The following is a 24052-nucleotide window of genomic DNA, read 5'->3' as shown; positions in this document are numbered from 1 at the left end:
TGCCCGATTTCAGAAACAAACTATGTTCCAGCATCGCATTTTTTGTAATGAGTTTGGCAACTAAGCTCCGTTCATTCCCTTGCGGGCCTTTGCACAACGGAGCACCTCATGACCGGTTTCACCCCCATCAAACGTTTGTTGCTGGCGACCGTGGCGCTGGCCTTCACGGCCCAGGCCTGGGCCGCCGACTTGACGCTGGATGTCTATAACCCCGGCGCGGCGGCAGTCTTCCCGGTGACTTCGGTATTGGTCAGCGGTGAAAAAGAGGCGATCCTTGTCGACGCGCAGTTCGGCCAATCCCAAGCCGAACAAGTCGTCGAAAAAATCCGCGCCAGTGGCAAGCGGTTGACCACTATCTACATCAGCCACGGCGACCCCGATTACTATTTCGGCCTGGAAACCCTGGTGGCCGCGTTCCCTGAAGCCAACGTCCTTGCTTCCGCGCCGACCGTGGAGCACATCAAGGCAACCGCCGACGGCAAGTTGAAATATTGGGGGCCGATCCTGAAGAGCGATGCGCCGTCCAAGACCTTCGTGCCCCAAGTGCTCAAGGGCGACAGCCTGACGTTGGAAGGCAAGCGCTTGCAGATCATCGGCCTTGATGGTCCGCAGCCAGACCGCAGTTTCGTGTGGATTCCATCGATCAAGACCGTGGTCGGCGGCGTGGTGGTGGCCGAGAACATTCATGTGTGGATGGCTGACACCCAGACAGCGCAGTCCCACAAGGATTGGTTGGCGACGCTGGCGGGCATCGAAAAATTGCAACCGGCCACGGTAATTCCCGGCCATTACTTGGGCCAAAGCGCTCGTTCCCTGGCACCTGTGCGCTTTACCGCCGGTTACATCAAGGCCTTCGACGAAGAAACCGCCAAGGCCAAGGATTCCGCCGCGCTGATCGCCGCCATGAAACTACGCTATCCGGACCTGGGTGAAGAGAGCTCCTTGGAGCTGAGTGCCAAGGTGGCGAAGGGCGAGATGAAGTGGTGAAACCCGAACTTTGATCTGAACGCTTTTGTGGCGAGGGAGCTTGCTCCCGCTGGGCTCTGTAGGAGCTGGCGAAGGCTCGGGCCGCGTTCGGACGATCCTTTGATCTTGGCTTGTGATTCAAGCGCCTGGGGAAAGATCGCAGCCTCGTTGCACTCGGCAGCTCCTACCCGCAGGCGAGCGGGAGCAAGCTCCCTCGCCACAAAAGCATGTATTTCAACTTCGCTAATCACTGGAGAACACCATGAGCAAAATTGCAATCATCGGCGCCACCGGCCGGGCTGGCAGCCAACTGTTGGAAGAAGCCCTGCGCCGTGGTCACAGCGTGACGGCCATTGCCCGCAATACCGCGAAAATCGGCGAACGGGCCGGGGTGGTCAGCAAGCAATTGGACGTGCTGGACAGCGAGGCATTGACCGCCGCTGTCGCCGACCATGACCTGGTCATCAGCGCCGCGCATTTTGCCACCGTGCCGGCTGACAAGATCCTCGCCCCGCTGAAGGCCGCCGGGGTCAAGCGTTTGCTGGTGGTCGGCGGGGCCGGCTCGTTGCTGTTGCCGGATAACAGCCGTGTCATCGACAGCGATGGCTTCCCTGAGGAATACCTGGCCGAAGCCACGGCCGGTGCCTTGTTCCTGGATGTGCTGCGCAACGAACAGGACCTTGATTGGACCTTTCTCTCGCCGTCGGCGGAGTTCGTCGAAACCGAGCGCACCGGCCAGTTCCGTGTCGGCAAGGACCACCTGTTGTTCGATCAGGCCGGGCGCAGTTGGATCAGCTTTGCGGACTACGCCATTGCGATGATCGATGAAGTCGAAACGCCGCAGTTTTCGCGGACGCGGTTTACTGTCGGCTACTGATCCTGCACGACCTGCACGACCTGACGGTCTGCACTACCCGTAGGAGCTGTCGAGCGAAGCGAGGCTGCGATCTTTCCCTTGGCAATTGATTCACGACCGAAAGATCAAGATCAAAAGATCGTCCGAACGCGGCCCGAGCCTTCGGCAGCTCCTACGGGGATGTGCGTCGCCGCAGACTCAGCCGTGGACTCTCACCCAGACGCTGACCAGCACCGTCGCGGCCATCAACCAGGCCACGGCAGCGACGGCCAATGAGGCTTCGAGGCGCATCCGGTCGACCATCACGTACAGCGTCGCGAGATAGACGAAGTACGGAATGATCGACCACATGCCGAACACGATCGTGGTTTTCAGGTCGTCCACCGAACGGCCCTTGCCGACGATGTAATGGGCAATCAGCGCGAAGGTGGGAAACAGCGGTACCAGCCCGGCGATGTAATAATTCCTGGTCTTGGCGAGCATCGCCAAGATCAGCACCACGGCTGCACCCAGCGCCGCTTTGAAAATCAAATCCACAGGTTCACATTCCAGGTCAGTGGCTCAGGCCATATTTTTTGACTTTGTCGAACAGCGTGGTCTTGGCCATGCCCAGTTCCTGGCTGGCCTGGGTCAGGTTGCCACCGCTGCGTTGCAACGCGTCCACCAGCAGGTTGCGTTCGAAGGCTTCCACCGCTTCGGCGAAGGCCAGGCCCTGGCTGCCGGCGCTGGCACCGGAGCGCTTGAACGCCGGCAGGCCGAGGGCGTAGCGTTCGGCGACGTTGCGCAGTTCGCGCACGTTGCCCGGCCAATCGTGGCTCATCAGGTTCGACAGGGTCTGGTTGTCCAGCTCCGGCACGGTACGGTCGAAGCGCAGGGATGATTGGCGCAGGAAGTGTTCGAACAACTGCAGGATGTCCTCGCGCCGCTCGCGCAGGGGCGGCAGTTCCAGGGTCACGACGTTGAGACGGTAATACAGGTCGCTGCGAAACTGTCCGGTCCGGCCCATTTCGTCGAGGTCGGACTTGGTAGCGGCGATAACGCGGCAATCCACGGCCACGCTCTGGTTCGAACCCAGGCGTTCGAGGGTGCGTTCCTGCAGTACGCGCAATAGCTTGATCTGCAGGGGCAGGGGCATGCTTTCCACTTCGTCGAGGAACAGCGTGCCGCCGTCGGCGTGTTCGATCTTGCCGATCCGGCGTTTGCCGGCGCCTGTGAAGGCATTGGCCTCGTGGCCGAAGATCTCGCTTTCGAACAGGTTTTCCGGCAGGCCGCCGCAGTTCAGCGCGACGAACTGCTTGTCGTGGCGCCGGCTGAAGTCATGCAGGCAGCGAGCGACCAGTTCCTTGCCGGTGCCGGTCTCGCCTTCGATCAGCACATTGGCCGAGGTGTCCGCGACATTGGCAATCAACGCTCGCAGATGTTGCATGGCCGGCGAGCGACCGATGATCCGGCCTTCGAGGGAATCGCGTTCGGCCAACTGCCTGCGCAACGATGAAACTTCCCGCGCCAGGCCGCGCTGTTCGAGGGCTCGGCGGGCGACGTCCACCAGGCGTTCGGGAGAGAACGGTTTCTCCATGAAGTCATAGGCGCCTTTCTGCATGGCGTCGACGGCCATGGAAATGTCGCCGTGGCCGGTGATCAGCACCACCGGCAGGCGGCTGTCCCGCGCCTTGAGGCGGGTCAGCAATTCCAGGCCATCGATGCCCGGCAGGCGGATATCGCTGATGACGATACCGGCGAAATCATCGCCGACTTGTTCCAGCGCCTCTTCGGCGCTGCCCACGCCGATGCATGGAATGTCTTCCAGGCTCAAGGCCTGCTGGCAGCCCAGCAGGACATGGGGATCGTCCTCGACGATCAATACGCTCAGGTCATTGTTCATAGCGGCTCGGCAGGTGAAAGGCTTACCAACGGCAAACTGAGGATGAACGTGGTTCCCCCGCCATCCGGATGCTCGACGCCCAGGTGTCCGCCAGCGGCGGCGCACAGGCTCGCCGAAAGCGTCAGGCCCAGACCCAGGCCTTGCTCGCCGGGTTTGGTGGTGAAGAAGGGTTCGAAAAGATGCTTGCGGGCTTCCGGATCGATGCCATGGCCATTGTCCCGCACCCGCAAACGATATTTGCCATCGCTGGCCTTGCCTTCGAGCCATAGTGTCGGCTCGGGCTGGGCTTGCATGGCGTCCAGGGCGTTGCCGATCAGGTTCACCAGGATCTGTTCCAGGCGCGTCTGGTCGATCTGCACCTGGACGTCATCGAAACCGGAATTTAGCTGGATGGCCCGGTTTTCCAGGCGTCCGCCCAGCAGTTGCAGCGCGGCTTCGACGGCCTTGCCCAGGCTCGCGCGGCCCTTGTCATCGCCGCGCCGGGCAAAGGCGCGCAGGCTGGCGGTGATGCGGCCCATGCGGTCGATCAATTCGTTGATGGTCTTGAGGTTGGCGCTGGCAACGTCCAACTGGCCGCGTTCCAGGAAGCGCACGGTATTGCCTGACAGAGTACGCAGGGCGGCCAACGGCTGGTTGAGTTCATGGGCGATGCTGGTGGACATCTGGCCGATGGCTGCCAATTTACCGGCCTGTACCAGTTCGTCCTGCGCGTGGCGTAAGGTTTCCTCAGCCTGCCGCCGTTCACGGATCTGGCCCTTGAGCCGTTCGTTGCTGGCCCGCAGGTCGGTGGTGCGTTCGGTAATCCGACGTTCGAGCTGGTTGTTGGCCTCTTGCAGCGCTTCGCGGGCGGCGAGGCGGGTGGCGATGACTTTGCGCCGCTCGTTCCAGGCAATCAAAAGGAAGGCCACCAGGGCAAAGGCCACGGCCACCAGAATGCCTTGGTTGATCGCTTGGCGGCGCAGGTCGTCAAGTGGGGTCAGCAGGGTGAAATTCCACGGTGTGTCGCTCAACGGCCGGGTCTGCGAGAGATAGCTGGTGGCCTGCTGGTCGGCTTTGATCTCGGTGTTGGCCGGGAAGGTCAGTTTCTCCATGCCTTCGGTGAGGTGTTCCCGTGCCAGGGGAATCAGCTCGTTCAGCGGGAACCAGTAATATTGCAGGCTGCGAGCCAGGCGTTCCTTGGTTTCGTCGCTCAGTGGGCGTACCGACTTGAGCCGTCGCGCCGGGTCGCTGGACAAGATAATGATGCCGTTTTCGTCGCTGACGAAGGCTTCCAGGCGGGCCCGCTGCCAGCGTTCTTCCATGGCTTCGAGGCGGACCTTGACCACGGCCACGCCGATGATCTTGCCTTGTTCTTCCAGGCCGTGGGCGAGGTAATAACCGGGTTCGCCGTTGGTACTGCCGATGCCATAGAAGCGTCCCGGCTGGCCGCGCACGGCGTTCTGAAAGTACGCACGAAATGATAGGTCTTCACCCAGGTAACTGTCGACATCGCGCCAGTTACTGGTGGCCATGACCCGGCCGGTGGTGTCCATGACGTAGATGGCCCGGCTGCGGCTGCGCCGGTTCAGGCCTTCGAGGTATTCGTTGACGGTCTTGCGGTGCTCGGGCGTCGGGTCGTCGAGCAATTGCGCGACGCTGGATTCAAGTTCCAGCAGGCTGGGCAGGTAGGTGTACTTGCTGATCTCGCTCTCGACCGCACGGGCGTGCAGCTCCAACTGGCGCTCGCCATTCTCGGCCAAGCCGCGAATGCCGTAGTGCTCGCTGATCCAGAAGCCGAGGTAGCCCAGGCCGATCATCAGGGCGATGATCAACGGCGGCAGGAACAGATGGCGGATCAGACGGGGTTTCACGGCGAGTGATGGCGGCGCGGCGCGATAAAGGGTGGGGTCGCATTTCATCACAGAAGCCTTGGGTCAACCACAACACAAATCGACAAGCCAACACTGGACCCTGTGGGAGCGAGCTTGCTCGCGATGACTGCTGACCCGTCGACAATGATGTTGACTGACAGTCCGCTATCGCGAGCAAGCTCGCTCCCACAGGGAATTGCGTGTTGTTTAGTGCTGCAGGATTTTCTCGAGGAAATGCTGCGCGCGTTCGGAGCGGGCGCTGATGTCGCCGAAGAACTCTTCTTTCGGGCAGTCTTCGATGATCTGACCCTGGTCCATGAAGATCACCCGGTTCGCCACTTTGCGGGCGAAGCCCATTTCATGGGTCACGCACATCATGGTCATGCCTTCGTGGGCCAGTTGCACCATCACGTCGAGCACTTCGTTGACCATTTCCGGGTCAAGGGCCGAGGTCGGTTCGTCGAACAGCATCACCACCGGGTCCATTGCCAACGCACGGGCAATCGCCACGCGCTGTTGCTGGCCGCCGGAGAGCTGGCCCGGGTGCTTGTGGGCATGGGCCGAGAGGCCGACGCGCTCAAGCAGTTGCAGGCCTTTCTTGGTGGCTTCTTCCTTGCTGCGGCCCAGTACCTTGATCTGCGCGATGGTCAGGTTCTCGGTGATGGTCAGGTGCGGGAACAGTTCGAAATGCTGGAACACCATGCCCACGCGTGAACGCAGTTTCGGCAGGTTGGTCTTCGGGTCGGCGATGGACGTGCCATCGACCACGATGTCGCCTTTCTGGAACGGCTCCAGGGCATTCACGCATTTGATCAGCGTGGACTTGCCCGAACCTGAAGGACCGCACACCACCACAACCTCGCCCTTGCTGACCTCGGTGCTGCAATTGGTCAGTACCTGGAAGTCCCCATACCACTTGTTGATGTTCTTGATAGAGATCATACGGCGAACCTTTTTTGCAGACGCTTGACCAGCAGCGAGGCGGCAAAGCTGATTGTGAAGTACACGAGACCTGCGATGATCAGGAACTCATTGGAGCGGCCGATGATGTCGCCATTGGCCCGCGAAGCATTGAGGAAGTCCACCAGGCCGACCGTGTAGACCAGCGAGGTGTCCTGAAACAGGATGATGCTTTGTTGCAGCAACAGCGGGGTCATCTTGCGAAACGCCTGGGGCAGGATGATCAGGCGCATGACCTGGCCATAATTCATGCCCAGTGCCTGTGCCGCGCCCATCTGGCCCTTGGGGATCGACTGCACGCCGGCCCGGACGATTTCGCAGAAGTACGCAGCCTCGAACATCATGAACGCCACGACGCAGGAGCCGAACGCGCCGATAGGCGTGTCCTCGCCGGTGATCCAGCGCAGCACGAACGGCACCGCCAGGTAGAACCAGGTGATGACCAGCAGCAATGGGATCGAGCGGAAGTAGTTGACGTAGGCGCCGGCGATATTGGAGACCAGCTTGTTGTGGGACAGGCGCATCAGCGCCAGGATCGTCCCGAGGATGATCCCGCCGACGACGCCCATGGCCATCAGCTTGAGGGTCATCACCATGCCGTTCCACAAGCCGGGAATGGCCGGGATGACGCCTGTGAAATCGAATTCCATTATTTACCCCCCACGGAGATCAGGCCGGGCACCGCGACTTTCTTCTCGACCAGGCGCATGAGCAACATCAGGCTCATGTTCAGGGTGAAATAGATCAGCGTCGCCAGGGTAAAGGCTTCGAACAGGTTGGCCGAGAATTCAGCGGTTTGCTTGGTCTGCGCGAGCAGCTCCATCAGGCCGATCAACGACGCCACGGAAGAGTTCTTGAAGACGTTGAGAAACTCCGAGGTAAGCGGCGGGATGATGATCCGGTAGGCCTGGGGCAACAGCACGTTCCAGTAGATCTGCGGCAGCTTGAAACCCATGGCGCGGGCGGCGGATTCCTGGCCGCGCGGCAGCGCCTGGATACCGGTGCGCACCTGTTCGCAGACCCGTGCGGCGGTGAACAGGCCCAGGCACACGACAACGCTCAGGTAGGCCGAGGTGGTCGGGTTGAGGTCCTGCTTGTACCACTCCTGCATGTCGGCGGGCAGCAGGTCCGGCACCAGGAAGTACCAGATGAACAGCTGAACCAGCAGCGGCACGTTACGAAAAAGCTCCACGTAGCAAGTCGCGATGCCCGACACCAGCCGGTTCGGCACGGTGCGCATCACACCCAGGATCGAACCCAGCAGCAGGGCAATGATCCAGGCGACGACGGCGATGGCGATGGTCCAGCCCAGGCCGGCCACGTACCAGTCGAGATAAATCTCGCTGCCGACGCCGGTGGACTTGAAGAACACGCCCCAGTCCCAGTTGTAATTCATTAGGGTCTCCCCTCAGATCGTTCGATGTACAAATGCCTGCCTGGGGAAGCTCCGTTCCCGCCCGGCTTGGAGGCCAGGCACACGCAATCGGCTCGACAGCCACCGGTTCGAGTGTTTCCAGATTTGCTAGCAGGGAGTGACCATCCCCTGAAAGGGCGGGGCCCCTCCAGGAGATAAGGTTAGTCAGAAATCAGGATTTCTTTTCGTCAGCCGCTTTGTCGGTCGGGTTGGCGATCAGGTTCTTCAGTTCTTCGCTCATCGGGAAGTTGAGGTTCAGGCCTTTTGGCGGGATAGGTTGCATGAACCATTTTTCGTAGATCTTGTTGATCTCGCCCGAAGCGTAGGTGGCCTTGATAGCGTCATCCACAGCTTTTTTGAACGGCTCGTCGCCCTTGCGCATCATGCAACCGTAGATTTCGTAGGACTGTGGCGTACCGGTGACGGCCCAGTCATCGGCCTTCTTGGCCTTGGCGGCTTCGCCGGCCAGCAGGGCGTCGTCCATCATGAACGCGACGGCACGACCCGATTCCAGCATCTGGAAGGATTCGCCGTGGTCCTTGGCGGAGATGACGTTCATGCCCATCTGCTTGTCTGCGTTCATGGCCTTGAGCAGGCGCTCGGACGTGGTACCGGCGGTGGTCACGACGTTCTTGCCTTTGAGGTCGTCGAAATCCTTGTATTTCGAATCCTTCTTGGACAGCAGCTTGGTGCCGATCTCAAAGATGCCAACGGAGAACGCGACTTGCTGCTGGCGCTCGACGTTGTTGGTGGTGGAGCCGCATTCCAGGTCCACGGTGCCGTTCTGCACCAGCGGGATACGAGTCTGCGAGGTGACCAGGTTGTACTTGACCTGCAGGTCCGGTGCGTCGAGCTCTTTCTTCAGGGCTTCGACAACTTTCAGCTGGATGTCATGGGAGTAGCCGACCGGCTTGCCGGAAGCGTCTGCGATGTAGGAGAACGGAATGGAAGCGTCGCGATGCCCAAGCGTAACGACGCCGGACTCTTTGATCTTTTTCAGCGTGCCGGTCAGTTCGGCTGCGAAAACCGGAGTGCTGATCAGAGCGGCAGCAACGGCTGCGCCCAGGAGATGGGGAACGATGCGCATCGATGTTTCCTCGACATTGTTTTTTTTGTATTTGGCCGGTTTACCGGCCCTGAGTGCTTCGAATGCCTGGCAGCTCCTGTTGTGTTGGCGTAACAGGCATTCGTCTCGAGGAGTGTAGAGCATGACTCGTGCCAGGCCAGTGGCTTGGCCCTATCTAGCTGTTTTTAAAAGAAATTAATGTTTTGTTTCAGCTTTTTGAGCCGTTGTTTATCCGGTTTGCCGAACTGACTGGTGGGTCTTGTTCGGAAAACCGAATGCGCGGAGATCACTTTTGATCCTTGTGGGAGCGAGCTTGCTCGCGATAGCGATAGGGCAGTCACCTAGGTGTCGAATGTGCTGGCCTCATCGCGAGCAAGCTCGCTCCCACAGAGGTTGGCGGTGTGTTCCAGAATGCAAAAAAGCCCCTGGATCGCCGGATTTCAGGGGCTTTGGTTTAGCGGGTTGCGGTCAGGCCGCTTCTATCTTGCGGCGGTTGTGCTCGACTTTGTCCAGGTACTGCTGGAGCTTCTCCTGCTCCGCCGCAGTGGTGAACAAGCCCAGCTTGCTGCGGCGCCACAGTATGTCCTGGGCATCGACGGCCCATTCATCGCTGCACAAGTAATCGACTTCCCGGGTATAGAGGCCGGCGCCGATGTGTTCGCCCAGGTCCGCGAGGCTGTGTACGCCTTCGAGCATCCGCCAGGTCCGGCTGCCATAGGTCGTGGCCCAACGGCGGGCGATGTCGGTCGGCAGCCAGTCGAACTTGTCGCGGATCGTCGAGCACAGCGCCTGTGGCGTGGTCATGTTTTCCCCGCCGGGGAGGGCCTCTACGGCGGTCCAGCTTGGACGCATCTGCGTGAAATAAGGGGCCAGTTGCGCCATGGCCGATTCGGCCAGTTTGCGGTAGGTCGTCAGCTTGCCGCCGAATACCGACAGCAACGGCGCCTCTTCGCCGCTTCCGGAAAGTGCGAGGGTGTAGTCCCGGGTCACGGCGGAAGGGTTGTCGGACTCGTCGTTGCACAGCGGGCGGACGCCGGAATAGCTGTGCAGGATATCGTCGCGACTGAGCTGCTTCTTGAAGTGCGCATTGACCACTTTCAACAAGTAGTCGGTTTCGCCTTCGGTAATCGCCACCTTGGCCGGGTCGCCCGTGTACTCGCGGTCAGTCGTGCCGATCAGGGTGAACTGGTTCAAGTAGGGAATGGTGAAGACGATGCGCTGGTCTTCGTTCTGGAGAATGTGCGCGTGCTCGCCTTCGTAGAGTTTCGGCACGATCAGGTGGCTGCCCTGGATCAGGCGAATACCGTAGGGCGATTCCATTTTCAGATCATCACGAATGAATTTGGCCACCCAAGGTCCGGCAGCGTTGACCAGTGCCTTGGCGCGGATCGAAAACAGGCTGCCGTCGGCACGTTCCAGGTGCAAATGCCACAAGCCCTTGCTGCGGCGAGCGTTGATGCAACGGGTCCGGGTGTGGACGTGCGCACCTTTTTCCCGGGCGGCCATGGCGTTGAGCACTACCAGCCGTGCGTCATCGACCCAGCAGTCGGAATATTCGAAGCCTTTGGTGATCTCGCTTTTCAACGCGCTGTCGGCGCCGAACTTCAAGCTCTTGGAGCCGGCGAGTTGTTCACGCTTGCCCAGGTGATCGTAGAGAAACAAGCCGGCGCGAATCATCCAGGCCGGACGCAGGTGCGGGCGATGGGGCAGGACGAAGCGCATCTGCTTGACGATGTGCGGGGCCTTGGCCAGCAGCACTTCGCGTTCGGCCAATGCCTCGCGCACCAAGCGGAATTCATAATGTTCGAGATAGCGCAGCCCGCCATGAATCAGCTTGCTGCTGGCTGATGAAGTATGACTGGCAAGGTCGTCCTTTTCGCAAAGGAACACCGAAAGACCGCGACCGGCAGCGTCCGCGGCAATCCCCACGCCATTGATCCCGCCGCCGATGACGGCGATGTCGTAGATCTCGGCGATAGGGGGCGTAGGCAAGGTGGAAGTGGGCATCGGCTGGCCTCGGGTTCTTTTCGAAATATTTGAATTCGAACATTTATGTTCATTTGCGAAAATACTAGCCCATAAGCACAGTCACAGCCAGTCGAATTCGATTGAAAATACTGATCGAAGGGGGCTGAAAGGAAAATTTTCGAACAAAAAAGCTCGGGGGGAATAAAAATAGCTGTGGCGAGGGAGCTTGCTCCCGCTGGATGGCGAAGCCATCCCAAGCAGGCTGGCGCTTTTCTTCAGGCTGACCGCATCAGGCTGGTTTTGCGACGGCTGCGCCGCCGAGCGGGAGCAAGCTCCCTCGCCACAGTGATTAAGTCAGACCACTTCCAACCGAATCTTGTGTTGGCTCAGCAACTGCGCCAGGGCTGGCACCGGTTGCTGGTCGGTCACCAGGCAATCGATCAGGCTGATCGGGCCCAGGCGAACCATGGCGTTGCGCCCGAATTTGCTCGAGTCCGCCGCCAGCAAAACTTGCCGGGCGTTGGCGATGATGGCTTGGGATACGCGCACTTCCTGGTAGTCGAAGTCCAGCAGGCTGCCGTCTTCATCGATTCCGCTGATGCCCACCAGGGCGAAATCGACCTTGAATTGGTTGATGAAATCGACGGAGGCCTGGCCCACCACGCCACCGTCACGTCGTACGTTGCCGCCGGCGATCAGGACTTCGAAGTCGTCCTTGGCGCTGAGGATCGACGCCACGTGCAGGTTATTGGTGATGACCTTGAGATGGTTGTGATTGAGCAGCGCCCGGGCGATAGATTCGGTGGTGGTGCCGATGTTGATGAACAACGAGGCGTGGTCGGGAATCTGTGCAGCGATCGCCTCGGCGATGCGTTGTTTCTCATCGCGCATCTGATCGGCGCGCATGGCGTAGGCGGTGTTTTCCACGCTTGAATCATAGGCGGCGCCACCGTGGTAGCGGCGCAGCAGGTTCACTTCCGCCAGTTGATTGATGTCGCGGCGGATGGTCTGTGGGGTAACGACAAATAACTGCGCCATTTCCTCGATGCTGACATAGCCGCGTTCGCGGACAAGCTCGAGGATTTGTTGCTGGCGGGGAGGCAGATTCATGGGGCTTCCTTTGGGCTGCCATACAAAATTTGCCCATGATGCCGCAGGAATGCCCTCCCGACCAGTTTCAGGATTTTATCGGGCCTTATTCAGCGTCTTCGTGGGGCTCCCAATCGCGGGTGCGGCTGACGGCTTTTTTCCAGCCCGCGTAGAGTTTTTCCTTCGCGTGTTCATCCAGCTGCGGTTCGAATTCGCGCTCGATGACCGCTTTGCCACGCAACTCTTCCAGGCTGCCCCAGAAACCGCATGCCAGGCCGGCCAGGTACGCCGCGCCAAGGGCCGTGGTTTCGCGCATCTTCGGGCGTTCGACGTGGGTGCCGAGGATATCGGCCTGGAACTGCATCAAGAAATTGTTGGCCACCGCGCCGCCGTCCACGCGCAGGGATTTGAGGCGCTCGCCGGCGTCTTGCTGCATGGCGTCAAGCAAGTCGCGGGTCTGGTAGGCGATGGATTCCAGGGTGGCGCGAATGATGTGATCGACTCGCACGCCTCGGGTCAGGCCGAACAGTGCGCCGCGGGCGTAGGGGTCCCAATACGGTGCGCCCAGGCCGGTAAAGGCCGGCACCAGGTAGACGCCGTTGCTGTCCTTGACCTTGTTGGCAAAGTATTCGGTGTCGAGGGCATCGTTGATGATTTTCAGCTCATCGCGCAGCCATTGCACGGTGGAGCCACCGTTGAACACCGCGCCCTCCAAGGCGTACGCCACTTCGCCGCGAGGGCCGCAGGCGATGGTGGTGAGCATGCCGTGGTTGGATTTGACGGCTTTGCTGCCGGTGTTCATCAGCAGGAAACAACCGGTGCCGTAGGTGTTTTTCGCCTGGCCCGGCTCCACGCACATCTGGCCGAAGAGGGCGGCCTGCTGGTCGCCGGCAATGCCGCCGATGGCGATGCCACTTTTGGTACGACCGTAGATCTCGGAGGAGGATTTGACTTGCGGCAGCATCTCCCGAGGGATGTTGAGGATGTCGAGCATCTTCGCATCCCACTCCAGCGTGTGGATGTTGAAGAGCATGGTGCGCGAGGCGTTGGTGTAGTCGGTGACATGGACCTTGCCGCCAGTGAATTTCCAGATCAGCCAGCTATCCACTGTGCCAAACAGCAGTTCGCCGTTGCGCGCGCGCTCACGGCTGCCCTCGACGTGGTCGAGGATCCATTTGAGCTTGGTGCCGGAGAAATACGGATCGGTGACCAGGCCGGTGGCTTCGCTGATGTATTGCTCGTGGCCGTCACGCTTGAGTTGCTGGCAGATCTCGGTGCTGCGTCGGCATTGCCAGACGATGGCGTTGTAGATCGGGCGCCCGGTGTTCTTATCCCAGACCACAGTGGTTTCGCGCTGGTTGGTGATGCCGATGGCGGCGACCTGGTCGTGATGCAGGCCGGCCTGGGCCAACGCCTCCACCATGACGGCGCTCTGGGTGGCAAAGATCTCCATCGGATCATGTTCGACCCAGCCTGGCTGCGGATAGTGCTGGACGAATTCCCGTTGGGCGGTGCCGACCACGTTGGCGTCACGGTCGAAAATAATCGCCCGTGAGCTGGTCGTGCCCTGATCGAGGGCAATGATGTAGTTCTTATTCTCAATGTCGGTCATGTCGATTGCCTTGGGACGTAAATAAGGGATGGAGCCATGGCGCGCGTTGTGAGGGGCAGCGGCGCGCGCCCTTTGTTTCAAGACGTTCTGGGTTTGCCGTCAATGGCGGATCCTGCATCCTTTTCCGTAGTCATGGGGCTTGGCAAGTGGCGTGCGATCAAGCCGCGGTACGCGGCGGCGCCCAGGCATGCCCCGACAATCGGCGCAAAGATCGGCACCAGGAAATACGGAATGTCGCGTCCGCCAGTGAGGGAAATTTCACCCCACCCTGCAAGGAAAGTCATCAGCTTAGGACCAAAGTCTCGCGCCGGGTTCATCGCGAAGCCTGTCAAGGGCCCCATCGAGCTGCCTATCACGGCGATCAACAGGCCGATCAGCAGGGGCGCCAGCGGCCCGCGAGGCAAGCCATTGTTGTCATCGGTGAGGGACATGATCACGCCCATCAGGATAGCGGTGATGATCATTTCGACCAGAAAGGCCTGGCCGATGGACAGTGCCGAATGAGGATAGGTGGAGAACACTGAAGCCAGCTCGAGGCTTGCTTCTGTGCCACGGACCATATGACGAGACTGTTCGAAATCGAAGAACAGATTGCTGTACAGCGTATAGACCAGCAGCGCGCCGCAAAAAGCGCCGGCCACTTGGCAAATGATATAGAAGGGCAGTTTACGTTTTTCGAAGTCAGTGAAGAGGCTCAGGGCGATGCTGACGGCGGGGTTCAGGTGCGCGCCGGAGATGCCTGCGCTGAGGTAGATCGCCATGCTGACACCAACGCCCCAGATGATACTGATCTCCCATAGGCCGAAGCTGGCACCCGCGACCTTGAGCGCCGCAACGCATCCGGTGCCGAAAAAAATCAGCAAGGCCGTCCCCAGGAATTCGGCCAGGCATTGGCTGGAAAGGGACGGTTGTTCTAAAGCAGTAGCCATTCAAACCTCAATTCTTTTTCTTGTCTTGCGCTACCGATAAAGCCTGGTTGCGCGTTCTTCGCCAAAGGCCCGGATGTTCACCCTGCCCCCGGAGTGTTTCTTGAGACACGTGTTTCTGCTTTCAGTTTCGAAAAAATATAGACAAGAAACGCTGCTGTCAAAGGTCGAAAGTGAACCATTGGTCACATTTGGATTATTCGTGATGTGAATGATTCTTGGCATGCTGGGCGTCTTGATAATGAACGCAATGTGCTCAAAGCCTTTTACCCGCTGATCGCATAGAATTTTGCCATTCGTTTCCCTGTAAGGAATGGTCATGACCCCTGCGTTGGATCTGCTTAAGAAAGTGCGCGCCGAACATCGCATTCATAGCTACGAACACGACCCCAAGGCTGCGTCTTATGGCTTGGAGGCGGCGGAAAAGCTCGGACTGGACCCGGCGCAGGTGTTCAAGACCTTGCTGGCGGCCAGTGAAAAAGGTGAGCTGCTGGTGGCCGTGGTGCCGGTGGCGGGAAGCCTGGATCTGAAAGCACTGGCCCATGCTGCCGGGGTGAAAAAAGTCGAGATGGCCGATCCGTCCGCCGCCCAGCGTTCCACCGGTTATTTGCTGGGGGGCATCAGTCCGTTGGGACAGAAAAAGCGTCTACGCACGTTTATCGACAGTTCCGCGCAGCCGCTCACCCACATGTTTGTCAGCGCGGGGAGGCGTGGTCTGGAAGTTGAATTGGCGCCTGTGGTACTGGCGGAGCATACCGGGGCGAAGTTTGCTGATATTGGGCGTGCCTGAACGACGGTTCGTAGCAGCCGCGCCATCGAGCGGGAGTGGCCGTCACACAATGGAGTGAGTCTTCAAGGCTGAAAGGATGTCGGATTTTTTATGCGCTGTAGGGCGAAAATTCTACGGATCTGTCACTGGATAAACGCTGCCGTGGCCGGTCATGCTCGCGCATCAATAAAAAAGGAGAAGTGCCATGCAGCTTGCGTTTCATCAGGTCGATGCGTTCAGTGACCGGCCTTTCGGCGGCAACCCGGCGATGGTCTATCGGCTCGATGCCTGGCTCGCCGATGACTTGATGCAGAAAATAGCCGCTGAACACAACCTGGCTGAGACCGCGTTCCTGGTGCGAGAGAATCAGCAATGGCACATCCGTTGGTTTACCCCCACCACCGAGGTCCCTTTGTGTGGCCATGCCACGCTGGCCAGCGCTTATGTATTGTTCGAAATTTATCATGAAGCTTCGCAGCGATTGGATTTCATCTGTAAATCCGGTGCCCTGAGCGTGACCCGCGAAGGTGATCGCCTGTGGCTGGATTTCCCAGCCATCGTACCCGTTGAATTGGGCGCGTCACTGGCAGTCCAGAATGCCTTGGGCGTCGAGGCGGTGGATGTGCTGAGTTCGAATGAATTGTTCGTGGTGTTGGAATCGGAACAAGCGGTACTTGAATGCAAGCCGGACATGGCAGCCCTGGCGAAACTGCCTTGGCCGGGCGCGATCGTTACCGCACCGGGAAGCAAGCACGATTTTGTCTCGCGCTATTTTGCTCCGGCGATTGGCATCAACGAGGACCCAGTGACCGGGTCGACCCATTGCAGCCTCATTCCGTACTGGTCCAAACGCCTGAGCAAGCTGGGGCTGACGGCGTATCAATGCTCGGCCAGGGGCGGGGCGTTGTTTTGCCGGTTGGAAGGCGAGCGAGTGAAAATTGGCGGCAATGCGACGTTGGTGGCCAGCGGGACGTTGTCGCTCGGTTGAATCGTGGCGAGGGAGCTTGCTCCCGCTCGGCTGCGAAGAAGACGTTTGGGTTTTGGGGGGCTGAATTGCCAGAATGGGGCCGCTTCGCGGCCCAGCGGGAGCAAGCTCCCTCGCCACAACGGCGCTCCTTTAAGTATCAGCTGGCAGTGCCAAACCGCCGCACACCACTTTCCGTCGCTGGCAAGTGCGCCGCCGTGCTACCCGACGCCTGGAACAGCACCAAATGCTCGGCCGCCACGCGAATACCCACAGTGGCGCCGATCAGATGGTCGGCATGGCTCGGGAAAATCGATTCCAGTTGCGCACCCGTCGGCAATTGCAGGCGATACAAGGTTGAAGCGCCCTGGAACGTCTTGCCAACAATGGTCGCCGTCAGCGGGCTGTCCGGCGCGTAGACGATGTCGTCAGGGCGCAGCAAGACATCCACGGCGCAGCCAACCGGCCAGGTGTAGGCCCGGTTGCCGCGCAGTGCGCCCAATTCGGTTTGCACCGATTCCGGGCTATCCAACTGTCCGCGGATGAAATAGCCCTGGCCAATGAAGCTGGCGACGTAGGCCGTAAGCGGTTCGTGATAGAGGTTGTAAGGCGTGTCCCACTGCTCCAGGCGACCTTCCCGGAATACGCCGACATGATCACTCACGGCAAACGCTTCTTCCTGGTCATGGGTGACCAGGATCGCGCTGGTGCCCCGGGCCTTGAGAATGTCCCGGACCTCATGGCTGAGCTTGCGTCGCAGCTCGCCGTCCAGATTGGAGAAAGGCTCGTCGAGCAGCAACAATTGCGGTTCGGGCGCCAATGCCCGGGCAAGTGCGACGCGTTGTTGCTGGCCTCCGGAGAGCTCATGGGGAAAGCGTTTACCCAGGTTCTTCAGGTTGACCAGTTCCAGCAGTTCGTCGACCACGCGGTCCTTTTCAGGGTGCTTGCGGATACCAAACGCCAGGTTCTCGGCGACGCTCAAATGCGGGAACAGCGCGTAATCCTGGAACACCATGCCGATGCGGCGCTTTTCCGGTGCCAGGGTAAAACCCGCGCGGGAGATGGTTTCCCCGGCCAACTGGATCTCACCTTCGTGTACCGGCTCGAACCCGGCGATGGCCCGCAAGGTCGTGGTCTTGCCGCATCCGGACGAGCCGAGCAAGCAACCGATGTCGCCCGCATTGAGGTGCAGGTTGAGGTTTTGTACGACCCGCTGGTCTTGGTAGCCGCAGGCCAGGTTTTGCAGGTTCAGCAGCAATGAATGGCTCATGCGTGGTGGTACGCCGGCTCGACCAGGAACTCCAGCAAAGCTTTCTGCGCGTGGAGACGGTTTTCCGCTTGGTCCCAGGCCACGGAGCGCGGATCGTCCAGCAAGTCGAGGCTGATCTCTTCGCCACGGTGGGCCGGCAGGCAATGCATGAACAGCACCTCGCCGTCCGCCAGGTCGAGCAGGGCGCGATTGACCTGGAATGGCGCGAACAACTTCAAGCGTTTAGCGGTTTCTTCTTCCTGGCCCATGGAGGTCCACACATCGGTGCTCACCAAGTGTGCACCGGCGACGGCCTGTTTCGGGTCGCGCAGGATGGTCACCCGGTCACCGGCCTTGGCTACGAATTCCGGATTGGGCTCGTAGCCTTCAGGGCAGGCGATGCGCAACTGGAAGTCGAATTGAATCGCCGCTTCTATATAGCTGTTGCACATGTTGTTGCCGTCGCCGATCCACGCCACGGTCTTGCCTTGGATCGAGCCGCGATGCTCAAGGAACGTCTGCATGTCGGCCAGCAATTGGCAAGGATGCAAATCATCGGACAGGCCATTGATCACCGGCACGCGGGAATGGGCGGCGAACTGGGTCAGCGTACTGTGGGCAAAGGTACGGATCATCACGGCGTCGAGCATGCTCGACATGACGATGGCGCAATCGCCAATGGGTTCGCCGCGCCCGAGCTGGGTGTCGCGGGGCGAGAGGAAGATCGCCTGGCCACCGAGCTGGATCATGCCGGCTTCAAATGAAATGCGCGTGCGAGTCGATGACTTCTCGAAAATCATCCCCAGCACACGGTTTTTCAAGGGCTCGAACAGTACGCCGCGCTTACGCAGGTCCTTGAGCTCCACGCCTCGACGGATGACGCCGAGCAACTCTTCGGGCGTGAAATCCATCAGGGAGAGAAAGTGCCTTGCGCTCATGATTGACTACCTTTTTGTAACTGACCGCAGATGCTCAAAGCCTTGTTTACGAAAAAACGGGCGAGACCTGCGGCAAAAGCCGCACGGGGCGACGAAATAGGGAAAGGCGCGATCTTATAAGGAAATGTCGCGTCTTACCAATAGGGCCACGGTTTTAAGGGATTTCAGCGAAGCCATCACAGAGTTGCGATGGCATGGTCGAGGCCGGTTTCCTGACAGCAGCAGCCCATTTGTACACTGGCGTCGAGTCGCTTGGCAAACAAGCTGGGCGGGTCGCGGTCGATCGGGCGGCCGATTATGGCGGCCTGTGTCTGGCGCGCCTGTCTGTTGTCTGACGTGAAATATTTCCTAATGCGGGGGGCTGGGTTATAAATGAATCCCGAGATGCAGGAGCCCCGAAATGGATTCGAAAGAGCAACAACTGATGGAATTGCTGGGGCTGACGGCACGCTCCCTGACGCACCTCACCGCTTCGGTGACGTCCATGTCATTCGAATTGTTGCGCAGTGATGACGAAGTGACCAAGGCCGCCGGCCGGCGCATGATCGATCGCATGGCCACTATCAGCAGTGGGCTCGATGAGCACTGGCGGTTGATTGGCGAGTTGACCGGGGTGCCCATTGCCCAGGAGCAAGTGGAAACCATCGAGGAAATCCAGCTGCTGGCGCCTCCTCCCGAGCATCCCTGATCCCACTTTATCGGCGGGCCTGATGCCCGGCGATTCACGGGACGAACGTAGCTGGCGCTGCGCAAGTTCAGGCGCCATAGTTTTATTCCCGCGGCCGAAAGTGCCCGCCACGAATAAAACAGAGACTGGCCATGACCAAGACTCTTCACCACCGTGCGTGCCACCTGTGCGAGGCCATCTGCGGCCTGACCATCGAAACCACTGAAACCGAAGGCCAGGGCCTGGCGATCACTTCGATCAAGGGCGATCTGCTGGACAGTTTCAGCCGTGGCCACATTTGCCCCAAGGCAGTGGCCCTGCAGGACATTCAGAACGATCCGGACCGGTTGCGCCAGCCGATGCGGCGGGTCGGCGGCGAGTGGCAGCCGATTGCCTGGGACGAAGCCTTCGCACTGGTGGCTGAGCGTCTCGCGAGCATTCAAGAGCGCCACGGCCAGAACGCGGTGGCGGTCTACCAGGGCAACCCCAGCGTGCACAATTATGGGCTGATGACCCACAGCAACTATTTCCTGGGCTTGCTGAAGACCCGCAGTCGCTTTTCGGCAACGTCCGTGGATCAGCTGCCTCATCACCTGACCAGCCATCTGATGTACGGGCATGGTTTGCTCCTGCCCATCCCGGATATTGACCACACCGACTTCATGTTGATTCTGGGCGGCAATCCGCTGGCCTCCAATGGCAGCATCATGACCGTGCCGGACGTGGAGAAGCGTCTGAAGGCGATCCAGGCCCGTGGCGGCCAGGTCGTGGTGGTGGATCCTCGGCGCAGCGAGACGGCAGCCATCGCCAACCAGCACATCTTCGTACGTCCTGGTGGCGACGCCGCGCTGCTGTTTGGCTTGCTCAACACGTTATTCAGCGAAGGCCTGACTCGCGACAGCCATTTACCGGTGGATGGCCTCGATGAAGTGCGCCAGGCAGTTGCAACTTTTACCGCCGAAGCGATGAGCCCTCTCTGTGCCATTCCGGCCGCGCAGATTCGTCAATTGGCCCGCGATTTCGCCGCCGCGCCGTCGGCCGTGTGTTACGGGCGGATGGGGGTTTCAACCCAGGCTTTCGGCACGCTGTGCCATTGGCTGATCCAACTGATCAACCTGATCACCGGCAACCTCGATCGGGTGGGGGGCGCGCTGTGCACCGAGCCGGCGGTCGACCTGGTGGCTACCACCTCGGGCGGCCATTTCAATCGTTGGCAAAGCCGGGTGTCCGGGCGTCCCGAATATGCCGGCGAGTTGCCCGTATCGACCCTTGCCGAAGAAATGCTCACCGAAGGCGAAGGACAGATCCGCGCGCTGGTGACCGTGGCCGGCAATCCGGTTTTGTCCACGCCCAACGGGCGACAGCTCGAACAGGCGTTGGATGGGCTTGAGTTCATGGTCAGTGTCGACCTGTACATCAACGAGACCACGCGCTACGCCGACTTGATCCTGCCATCGACTTCAGCGTTGGAAAACGATCATTACGACACCACCTTCAATCTGTTCGCGGTGCGCAACGTCAGTCGTTTCAACCGAGCGATCCTGCCCAAGCCCGAAGGTGCATTGCACGACTGGGAGATCTTCGTTGGCCTGGCAAAAGCCTTTGCTGCCCGGACTGGCAAGGAACTCAAGCCGACCATGCCGCCAGCACAGATGATCGATTTTGGTCTGCGGACGGGGGCTTATGGGGATGCGTCGCCGCACAAGTTGTCCCTGGCGACGCTGTTTGATCATCCCCATGGCATCGATCTTGGTGCGCTCAAGCCCAACCTGGCGCCCCGGTTGAAAACCGAAAATGGCCGGGTACAGGCGGCGCCTGCGGTAATCCTCGCCGACCTGGCGCGTTTTGCTGCGTTGCCAGCGCCGACATCCGACGAGCTATTGATGATTGGCCGTCGTCATGTACGCAGCAACAATTCCTGGATGCATAATTTTCATCGGCTGGTTAAAGGCAAGCCGCGCCACCAGTTGCTGATGCATCCGGATGATCTCGCCAGCCGAGGCCTTGTCGATGGGCAGCGGGTGAAGGTCAGTTCTCGCGTAGGCACGATTGAAGTGGAAGTGCAGGGCAGCCAGGACATGATGAAAGGCGTGGTCAGCCTGCCACACGGCTGGGGCCACGCCCGCCCGGGTGTACAGATGAGCATCGCCAGCGGGCAACCCGGTTCCAGTGCCAACGACCTGACGGATGACTGTCAGCTTGATGAGCTGTCCGGGAATGCGGCGCTCAACGGGGTTCCGGTGAAAGTCGCAGCTGCGTAAAATTGTCCCTGGGGCGGACCGAGCAGGGTGCTCGGCTTTCCGTTACAATGCGCCACCGTGTCGACATCTGTAGTCGCAAAGTTCAAGCCGAGGTGCTCCGTGGATATCATCGAAACGATCAAAGACCAGATTGCCAACAACACCATCCTGCTTTACATGAAAGGCTCGCCGAACGCCCCGCAATGCGGTTTCTCGGCCAAGGCTGCTCAGGCGGTGATGGCGTGTGGCGAGAAGTTCGCCTACGTGGACATCCTGCAGAACCCGGAAATCCGCGCCAACCTGCCAAAGTACGCCAACTGGCCAACCTTTCCACAGCTGTGGGTAGGTGGTGAGCTGATCGGTGGTAGCGACATCATGACCGAGATGGCGGCGGATGGTTCTCTGCAGACCACGATCAAGGCAGCTGTAGAAGCAGCAGCGGCGAACAAGTCCGAAGCTTGATCTGCCCCCAGCCCCTTTGAGGGCGAGCTTGCTCGCGATAGCGGTGTTCCAGTCGCATCAAGTCGACTGACACTCCTTCATCGCGAGCAAGCTCGCTCCCACAATGGATCTGGGTAGGCCTGGAATCCAGGCAACAAAAAGCCCCGCACCTCGAAAGAGGGCGGGGCTTTTTAGTGGCTTGCTTGCAGGGCGCTTATTCTTCGCCCATCTGCGATTGCAGGTAGTTCTCAAGTCCCACTTTGTCGATCAGGCCCAGTTGGGTTTCCAGCCAGTCGATATGTTCTTCTTCGGATTCGAGAATATCTTCGAGCAGTTCGCGGCTGCCGAAGTCACCGACGCTTTCGCAGTGGGCGATGGCGGCTTTGAGGTCGGCGTGGCCAGTGCGTTCGATACGCAGGTCGCACTCAAGCATCTCGCGGGTATGTTCACCGATGTGCAGCTTGCCCAGGTCCTGGACGTTTGGCAGGCCCTCGAGGAACAGGATGCGCTTGATCAGCTTGTCCGCATGTTTCATCTCGTCGATGGATTCGTGGTACTCGTGCTTGCCCAGCTTGTTCAGGCCCCAATCTTCGTACATGCGCGCATGCAGGAAGTATTGATTGATCGCGACCAGCTCATTGGCGAGGATCTTGTTGAGATGCTGGATGACTGTAATGTCGCCTTTCATGGTAACGGCCTGCCCTGTAATAGCTGTGTATAAGGCAGAGTTTGAGCCGCGCAATTACCACTGTCAAACCTAAGTATTTGAATAATAAATGAAAATTAATCGGAATAAGAATGTTTGTGTTCTGCGTCTGGCAGCTAAGCATTTGATTTACAGGCATAAAAAAACCGGACATTGAGTCCGGTTCTTCAAAAAGCTAGATTTATGCGGCAGTAAATTCTACCGGATAAGGGATCGAGGCCTGGGCGGTCTGCACTTTGGCGAGGGTTTCACGCACCACTTCCTTGGCGAGGCAGGCGCATTTACCGCATTGGCTGGCTACGCCGGTGGCCTGGCGGACTTCGCGATAGCTGCAGCAACCTTCATAGATCGCTTCGCGGATTTGTCCGTCGGTGACGCCAGTGCAGAGGCATACATACATAAGTGAGGACCGTCGCTGGTTGTGACTCAATTGAGACGGATCTTAATGTTAACGAGAATGATTGTCAAAGTGGTTTCCAGAACTCTTTCATCACATACGCTTCGGGCTGACGAACGGTTTTGGGTTGGAGAGTCGATCATGCGCAACAGATTTTCGATGCCATGGAAAAACCGTTGAGGACAGTCCAAACGTGCGGTGTATGATGGTCGGTCCTTGCGAAGCGGGTTCGTGTCACAGGGCTGTCGCCTGGAGGTGGCAGGCTGGCGCGGACCCTGTTTTCACGTTACTACACCAGGAGATATCCAATGAGCGTACTCGTAGGCAAACAAGCCCCTGACTTCACCGTTCCAGCCGTCCTCGGCAACGGCGAAATCGTCGACAGCTTCACCCTGTCCTCGGCCATCAAAGGCAAATACGGCCTGGTGTTCTTCTACCCGCTGGACTTCACCTTCGTCTGCCCGTCCGAGTTGATCGCCCTGGATCACCGCATGGACGACTTCAAGGCGCGCAACGTGGAAGTGATCGCTGTTTCGATCGACTCGCATTTCACCCACAACGCCTGGCGCAACACCGCCATCAACGCAGGCGGCATCGGCCCGGTGAAATACACCATGGCTGCCGACATGAAGCACGAAATCGCCAAGGCCTACGACGTTGAGTCCGAAGGCGGCGTGGCTTTCCGTGGCGCGTTCCTGATCGACGACAAAGGCGTGGTCCGTTCGCAAATCATCAACGACCTGCCGCTGGGCCGTAACATGGAAGAACTGATCCGTCTGGTCGACGCCCTGCAATTCCACGAAGAGCACGGCGAAGTCTGCCCGGCCAACTGGAAAAAAGGCGACAAGGGTATGACTGCATCGCCTGAAGGCGTAGCCGCTTACCTGGGCGAGCACGGCGACAAGCTGTAAGCGCAACCGCGGTATAAAAAAAACCGGCCCTCGAAGGGCCGGTTTTTTTATGGGAGCGATAAGCCATGACATCTGCTGGCGCTGTTCCGTGGCGAGGGGATTTATCCCCGTTGGGCTGCGCAGCAGCCCCTCTATTGTCCTGATACACCGTGCGGGTAGATTTAGGGGCGCTTCGCACCCC

General features: G+C 59.5%; 23 protein-coding genes. 8 read left to right on the top strand and 15 right to left on the bottom strand.

All coding sequences use genetic code 11. The features are described 5' to 3' along the window. Nucleotides 1-108: 108 nt before the first annotated feature. Nucleotides 109-987, top strand: coding sequence for an MBL fold metallo-hydrolase (locus FHK92_RS14470; RefSeq protein WP_181288657.1), 879 nt, complete (start codon nucleotides 109-111; stop codon nucleotides 985-987). Nucleotides 988-1228: 241 nt separating this feature from the next. Further along, nucleotides 1229-1843: an NAD(P)-dependent oxidoreductase gene (locus FHK92_RS14465; protein WP_181288656.1), complete on the top strand. Its 615-nt coding sequence runs from the start codon at nucleotides 1229-1231 to the stop codon at nucleotides 1841-1843. Between the two features lie 177 nt (nucleotides 1844-2020). Here FHK92_RS14465 and FHK92_RS14460 read toward each other — a convergent pair whose 3' ends face one another. The 11 genes from FHK92_RS14460 to FHK92_RS14410 form a co-directional block, all read right to left on the bottom strand. Continuing rightward, nucleotides 2021-2350, bottom strand: coding sequence for a GlpM family protein (locus FHK92_RS14460; protein ID WP_181288736.1), 330 nt, complete (start codon nucleotides 2348-2350; stop codon nucleotides 2021-2023). A gap of 25 nt (nucleotides 2351-2375) precedes the next feature. Next, on the bottom strand, nucleotides 2376-3704 hold the full coding sequence (locus tag FHK92_RS14455; protein WP_181288655.1) for a sigma-54-dependent transcriptional regulator: 1329 nt from the start codon (nucleotides 3702-3704) through the stop codon (nucleotides 2376-2378). Next, a complete protein-coding gene (locus tag FHK92_RS14450) occupies nucleotides 3701-5602 on the bottom strand; it encodes a sensor histidine kinase (RefSeq protein WP_181288654.1) in 1902 nt (633 codons plus the stop codon). The genes FHK92_RS14455 and FHK92_RS14450 overlap by 4 nt, the downstream gene beginning before the upstream one ends. Nucleotides 5603-5761: 159 nt before the next feature. Continuing rightward, the gene (locus FHK92_RS14445) at nucleotides 5762-6496 is read right to left on the bottom strand and encodes an amino acid ABC transporter ATP-binding protein (RefSeq protein ID WP_018614195.1); all 735 of its coding nucleotides are present in this window, start codon (nucleotides 6494-6496) and stop codon (nucleotides 5762-5764) included. Next, nucleotides 6493-7164: an amino acid ABC transporter permease gene (locus FHK92_RS14440; protein ID WP_181288653.1), complete on the bottom strand. Its 672-nt coding sequence runs from the start codon at nucleotides 7162-7164 to the stop codon at nucleotides 6493-6495. Before FHK92_RS14440 ends, FHK92_RS14445 begins: the two co-directional genes overlap by 4 nt. Next, a complete protein-coding gene (locus FHK92_RS14435) occupies nucleotides 7164-7910 on the bottom strand; it encodes an amino acid ABC transporter permease (RefSeq protein ID WP_181288652.1) in 747 nt (248 codons plus the stop codon). Before FHK92_RS14435 ends, FHK92_RS14440 begins: the two co-directional genes overlap by 1 nt. Nucleotides 7911-8100: 190 nt before the next feature. Further along, nucleotides 8101-9015, bottom strand: coding sequence for a glutamate/aspartate ABC transporter substrate-binding protein (locus FHK92_RS14430; RefSeq protein ID WP_181288650.1), 915 nt, complete (start codon nucleotides 9013-9015; stop codon nucleotides 8101-8103). A 447-nt stretch (nucleotides 9016-9462) separates the two neighbouring features. Beyond that, nucleotides 9463-11001: a glycerol-3-phosphate dehydrogenase gene (gene glpD, locus FHK92_RS14425; protein WP_181288649.1), complete on the bottom strand. Its 1539-nt coding sequence runs from the start codon at nucleotides 10999-11001 to the stop codon at nucleotides 9463-9465. Between the two features lie 315 nt (nucleotides 11002-11316). Further along, nucleotides 11317-12072 carry a DeoR/GlpR family transcriptional regulator gene (locus FHK92_RS14420; protein WP_003204973.1) on the bottom strand — a complete coding sequence of 252 codons (756 nt, stop codon included), beginning with the start codon at nucleotides 12070-12072 and terminating at the stop codon, nucleotides 11317-11319. Between the two features lie 85 nt (nucleotides 12073-12157). Next, a complete protein-coding gene (gene glpK / locus FHK92_RS14415; RefSeq protein ID WP_181288647.1) occupies nucleotides 12158-13663 on the bottom strand; it encodes a glycerol kinase GlpK in 1506 nt (501 codons plus the stop codon). A 77-nt stretch (nucleotides 13664-13740) separates the two neighbouring features. Further along, complete coding sequence (locus FHK92_RS14410) at nucleotides 13741-14592, bottom strand: MIP/aquaporin family protein (RefSeq protein WP_181288645.1); 852 nt, start codon at nucleotides 14590-14592, stop codon at nucleotides 13741-13743. Between the two features lie 316 nt (nucleotides 14593-14908). Between FHK92_RS14410 and ybaK the strand changes: the two genes are divergently transcribed. Both ybaK and FHK92_RS14400 read left to right on the top strand, forming a co-directional pair. Then, on the top strand, nucleotides 14909-15379 hold the full coding sequence (gene ybaK / locus FHK92_RS14405) for a Cys-tRNA(Pro) deacylase (protein ID WP_181288640.1): 471 nt from the start codon (nucleotides 14909-14911) through the stop codon (nucleotides 15377-15379). A 184-nt stretch (nucleotides 15380-15563) separates the two neighbouring features. Beyond that, nucleotides 15564-16346: a PhzF family phenazine biosynthesis protein gene (locus FHK92_RS14400; protein ID WP_181288633.1), complete on the top strand. Its 783-nt coding sequence runs from the start codon at nucleotides 15564-15566 to the stop codon at nucleotides 16344-16346. 136 nt (nucleotides 16347-16482) lie between these two features. On the opposite strand, the gene FHK92_RS14395 is transcribed toward FHK92_RS14400, so the two are convergent. Then, on the bottom strand, nucleotides 16483-17592 hold the full coding sequence (locus FHK92_RS14395; protein WP_181288632.1) for an ABC transporter ATP-binding protein: 1110 nt from the start codon (nucleotides 17590-17592) through the stop codon (nucleotides 16483-16485). After that, the gene (argF, locus tag FHK92_RS14390) at nucleotides 17589-18509 is read right to left on the bottom strand and encodes an ornithine carbamoyltransferase (protein WP_181288631.1); all 921 of its coding nucleotides are present in this window, start codon (nucleotides 18507-18509) and stop codon (nucleotides 17589-17591) included. The genes FHK92_RS14395 and argF overlap by 4 nt, the downstream gene beginning before the upstream one ends. A 400-nt stretch (nucleotides 18510-18909) precedes the next feature. Here argF and FHK92_RS14385 point away from each other — a divergent pair, with 400 nt between their 5' ends. The 3 genes from FHK92_RS14385 (at nucleotide 18910) to grxD (ending at nucleotide 21878) form a co-directional block, all read left to right on the top strand. Further along, the gene (locus FHK92_RS14385) at nucleotides 18910-19197 is read left to right on the top strand and encodes a hypothetical protein (RefSeq protein ID WP_181288629.1); all 288 of its coding nucleotides are present in this window, start codon (nucleotides 18910-18912) and stop codon (nucleotides 19195-19197) included. 131 nt (nucleotides 19198-19328) lie between these two features. After that, on the top strand, nucleotides 19329-21437 hold the full coding sequence (locus FHK92_RS14380) for a molybdopterin oxidoreductase family protein (protein ID WP_181288628.1): 2109 nt from the start codon (nucleotides 19329-19331) through the stop codon (nucleotides 21435-21437). Between the two features lie 99 nt (nucleotides 21438-21536). Continuing rightward, nucleotides 21537-21878 carry a Grx4 family monothiol glutaredoxin gene (grxD, locus tag FHK92_RS14375; protein WP_030140761.1) on the top strand — a complete coding sequence of 114 codons (342 nt, stop codon included), beginning with the start codon at nucleotides 21537-21539 and terminating at the stop codon, nucleotides 21876-21878. Between the two features lie 193 nt (nucleotides 21879-22071). Here grxD and bfr read toward each other — a convergent pair whose 3' ends face one another. Then, a complete protein-coding gene (gene bfr / locus FHK92_RS14370) occupies nucleotides 22072-22545 on the bottom strand; it encodes a bacterioferritin (protein ID WP_003178701.1) in 474 nt (157 codons plus the stop codon). Between the two features lie 199 nt (nucleotides 22546-22744). Next, nucleotides 22745-22963, bottom strand: a complete 219-nt coding sequence (locus FHK92_RS14365; protein ID WP_003178704.1) for a bacterioferritin-associated ferredoxin — start codon at nucleotides 22961-22963, stop codon at nucleotides 22745-22747. Nucleotides 22964-23268: 305 nt separating this feature from the next. On the opposite strand from FHK92_RS14365, the gene FHK92_RS14360 reads away from it, so the two are divergent. Further along, nucleotides 23269-23871, top strand: a complete 603-nt coding sequence (locus tag FHK92_RS14360) for a peroxiredoxin (protein ID WP_030140760.1) — start codon at nucleotides 23269-23271, stop codon at nucleotides 23869-23871. The last annotated feature ends 181 nt before the right edge of the window (nucleotides 23872-24052 follow it).

It is taken from the genome of Pseudomonas brassicacearum subsp. neoaurantiaca (genome assembly GCF_013608025.1).
Taxonomy (GTDB): domain Bacteria; phylum Pseudomonadota; class Gammaproteobacteria; order Pseudomonadales; family Pseudomonadaceae; genus Aquipseudomonas.
Note: the sequence above shows the minus strand (reverse complement) of the source record. Positions and strands in the feature narration are given on the sequence as shown.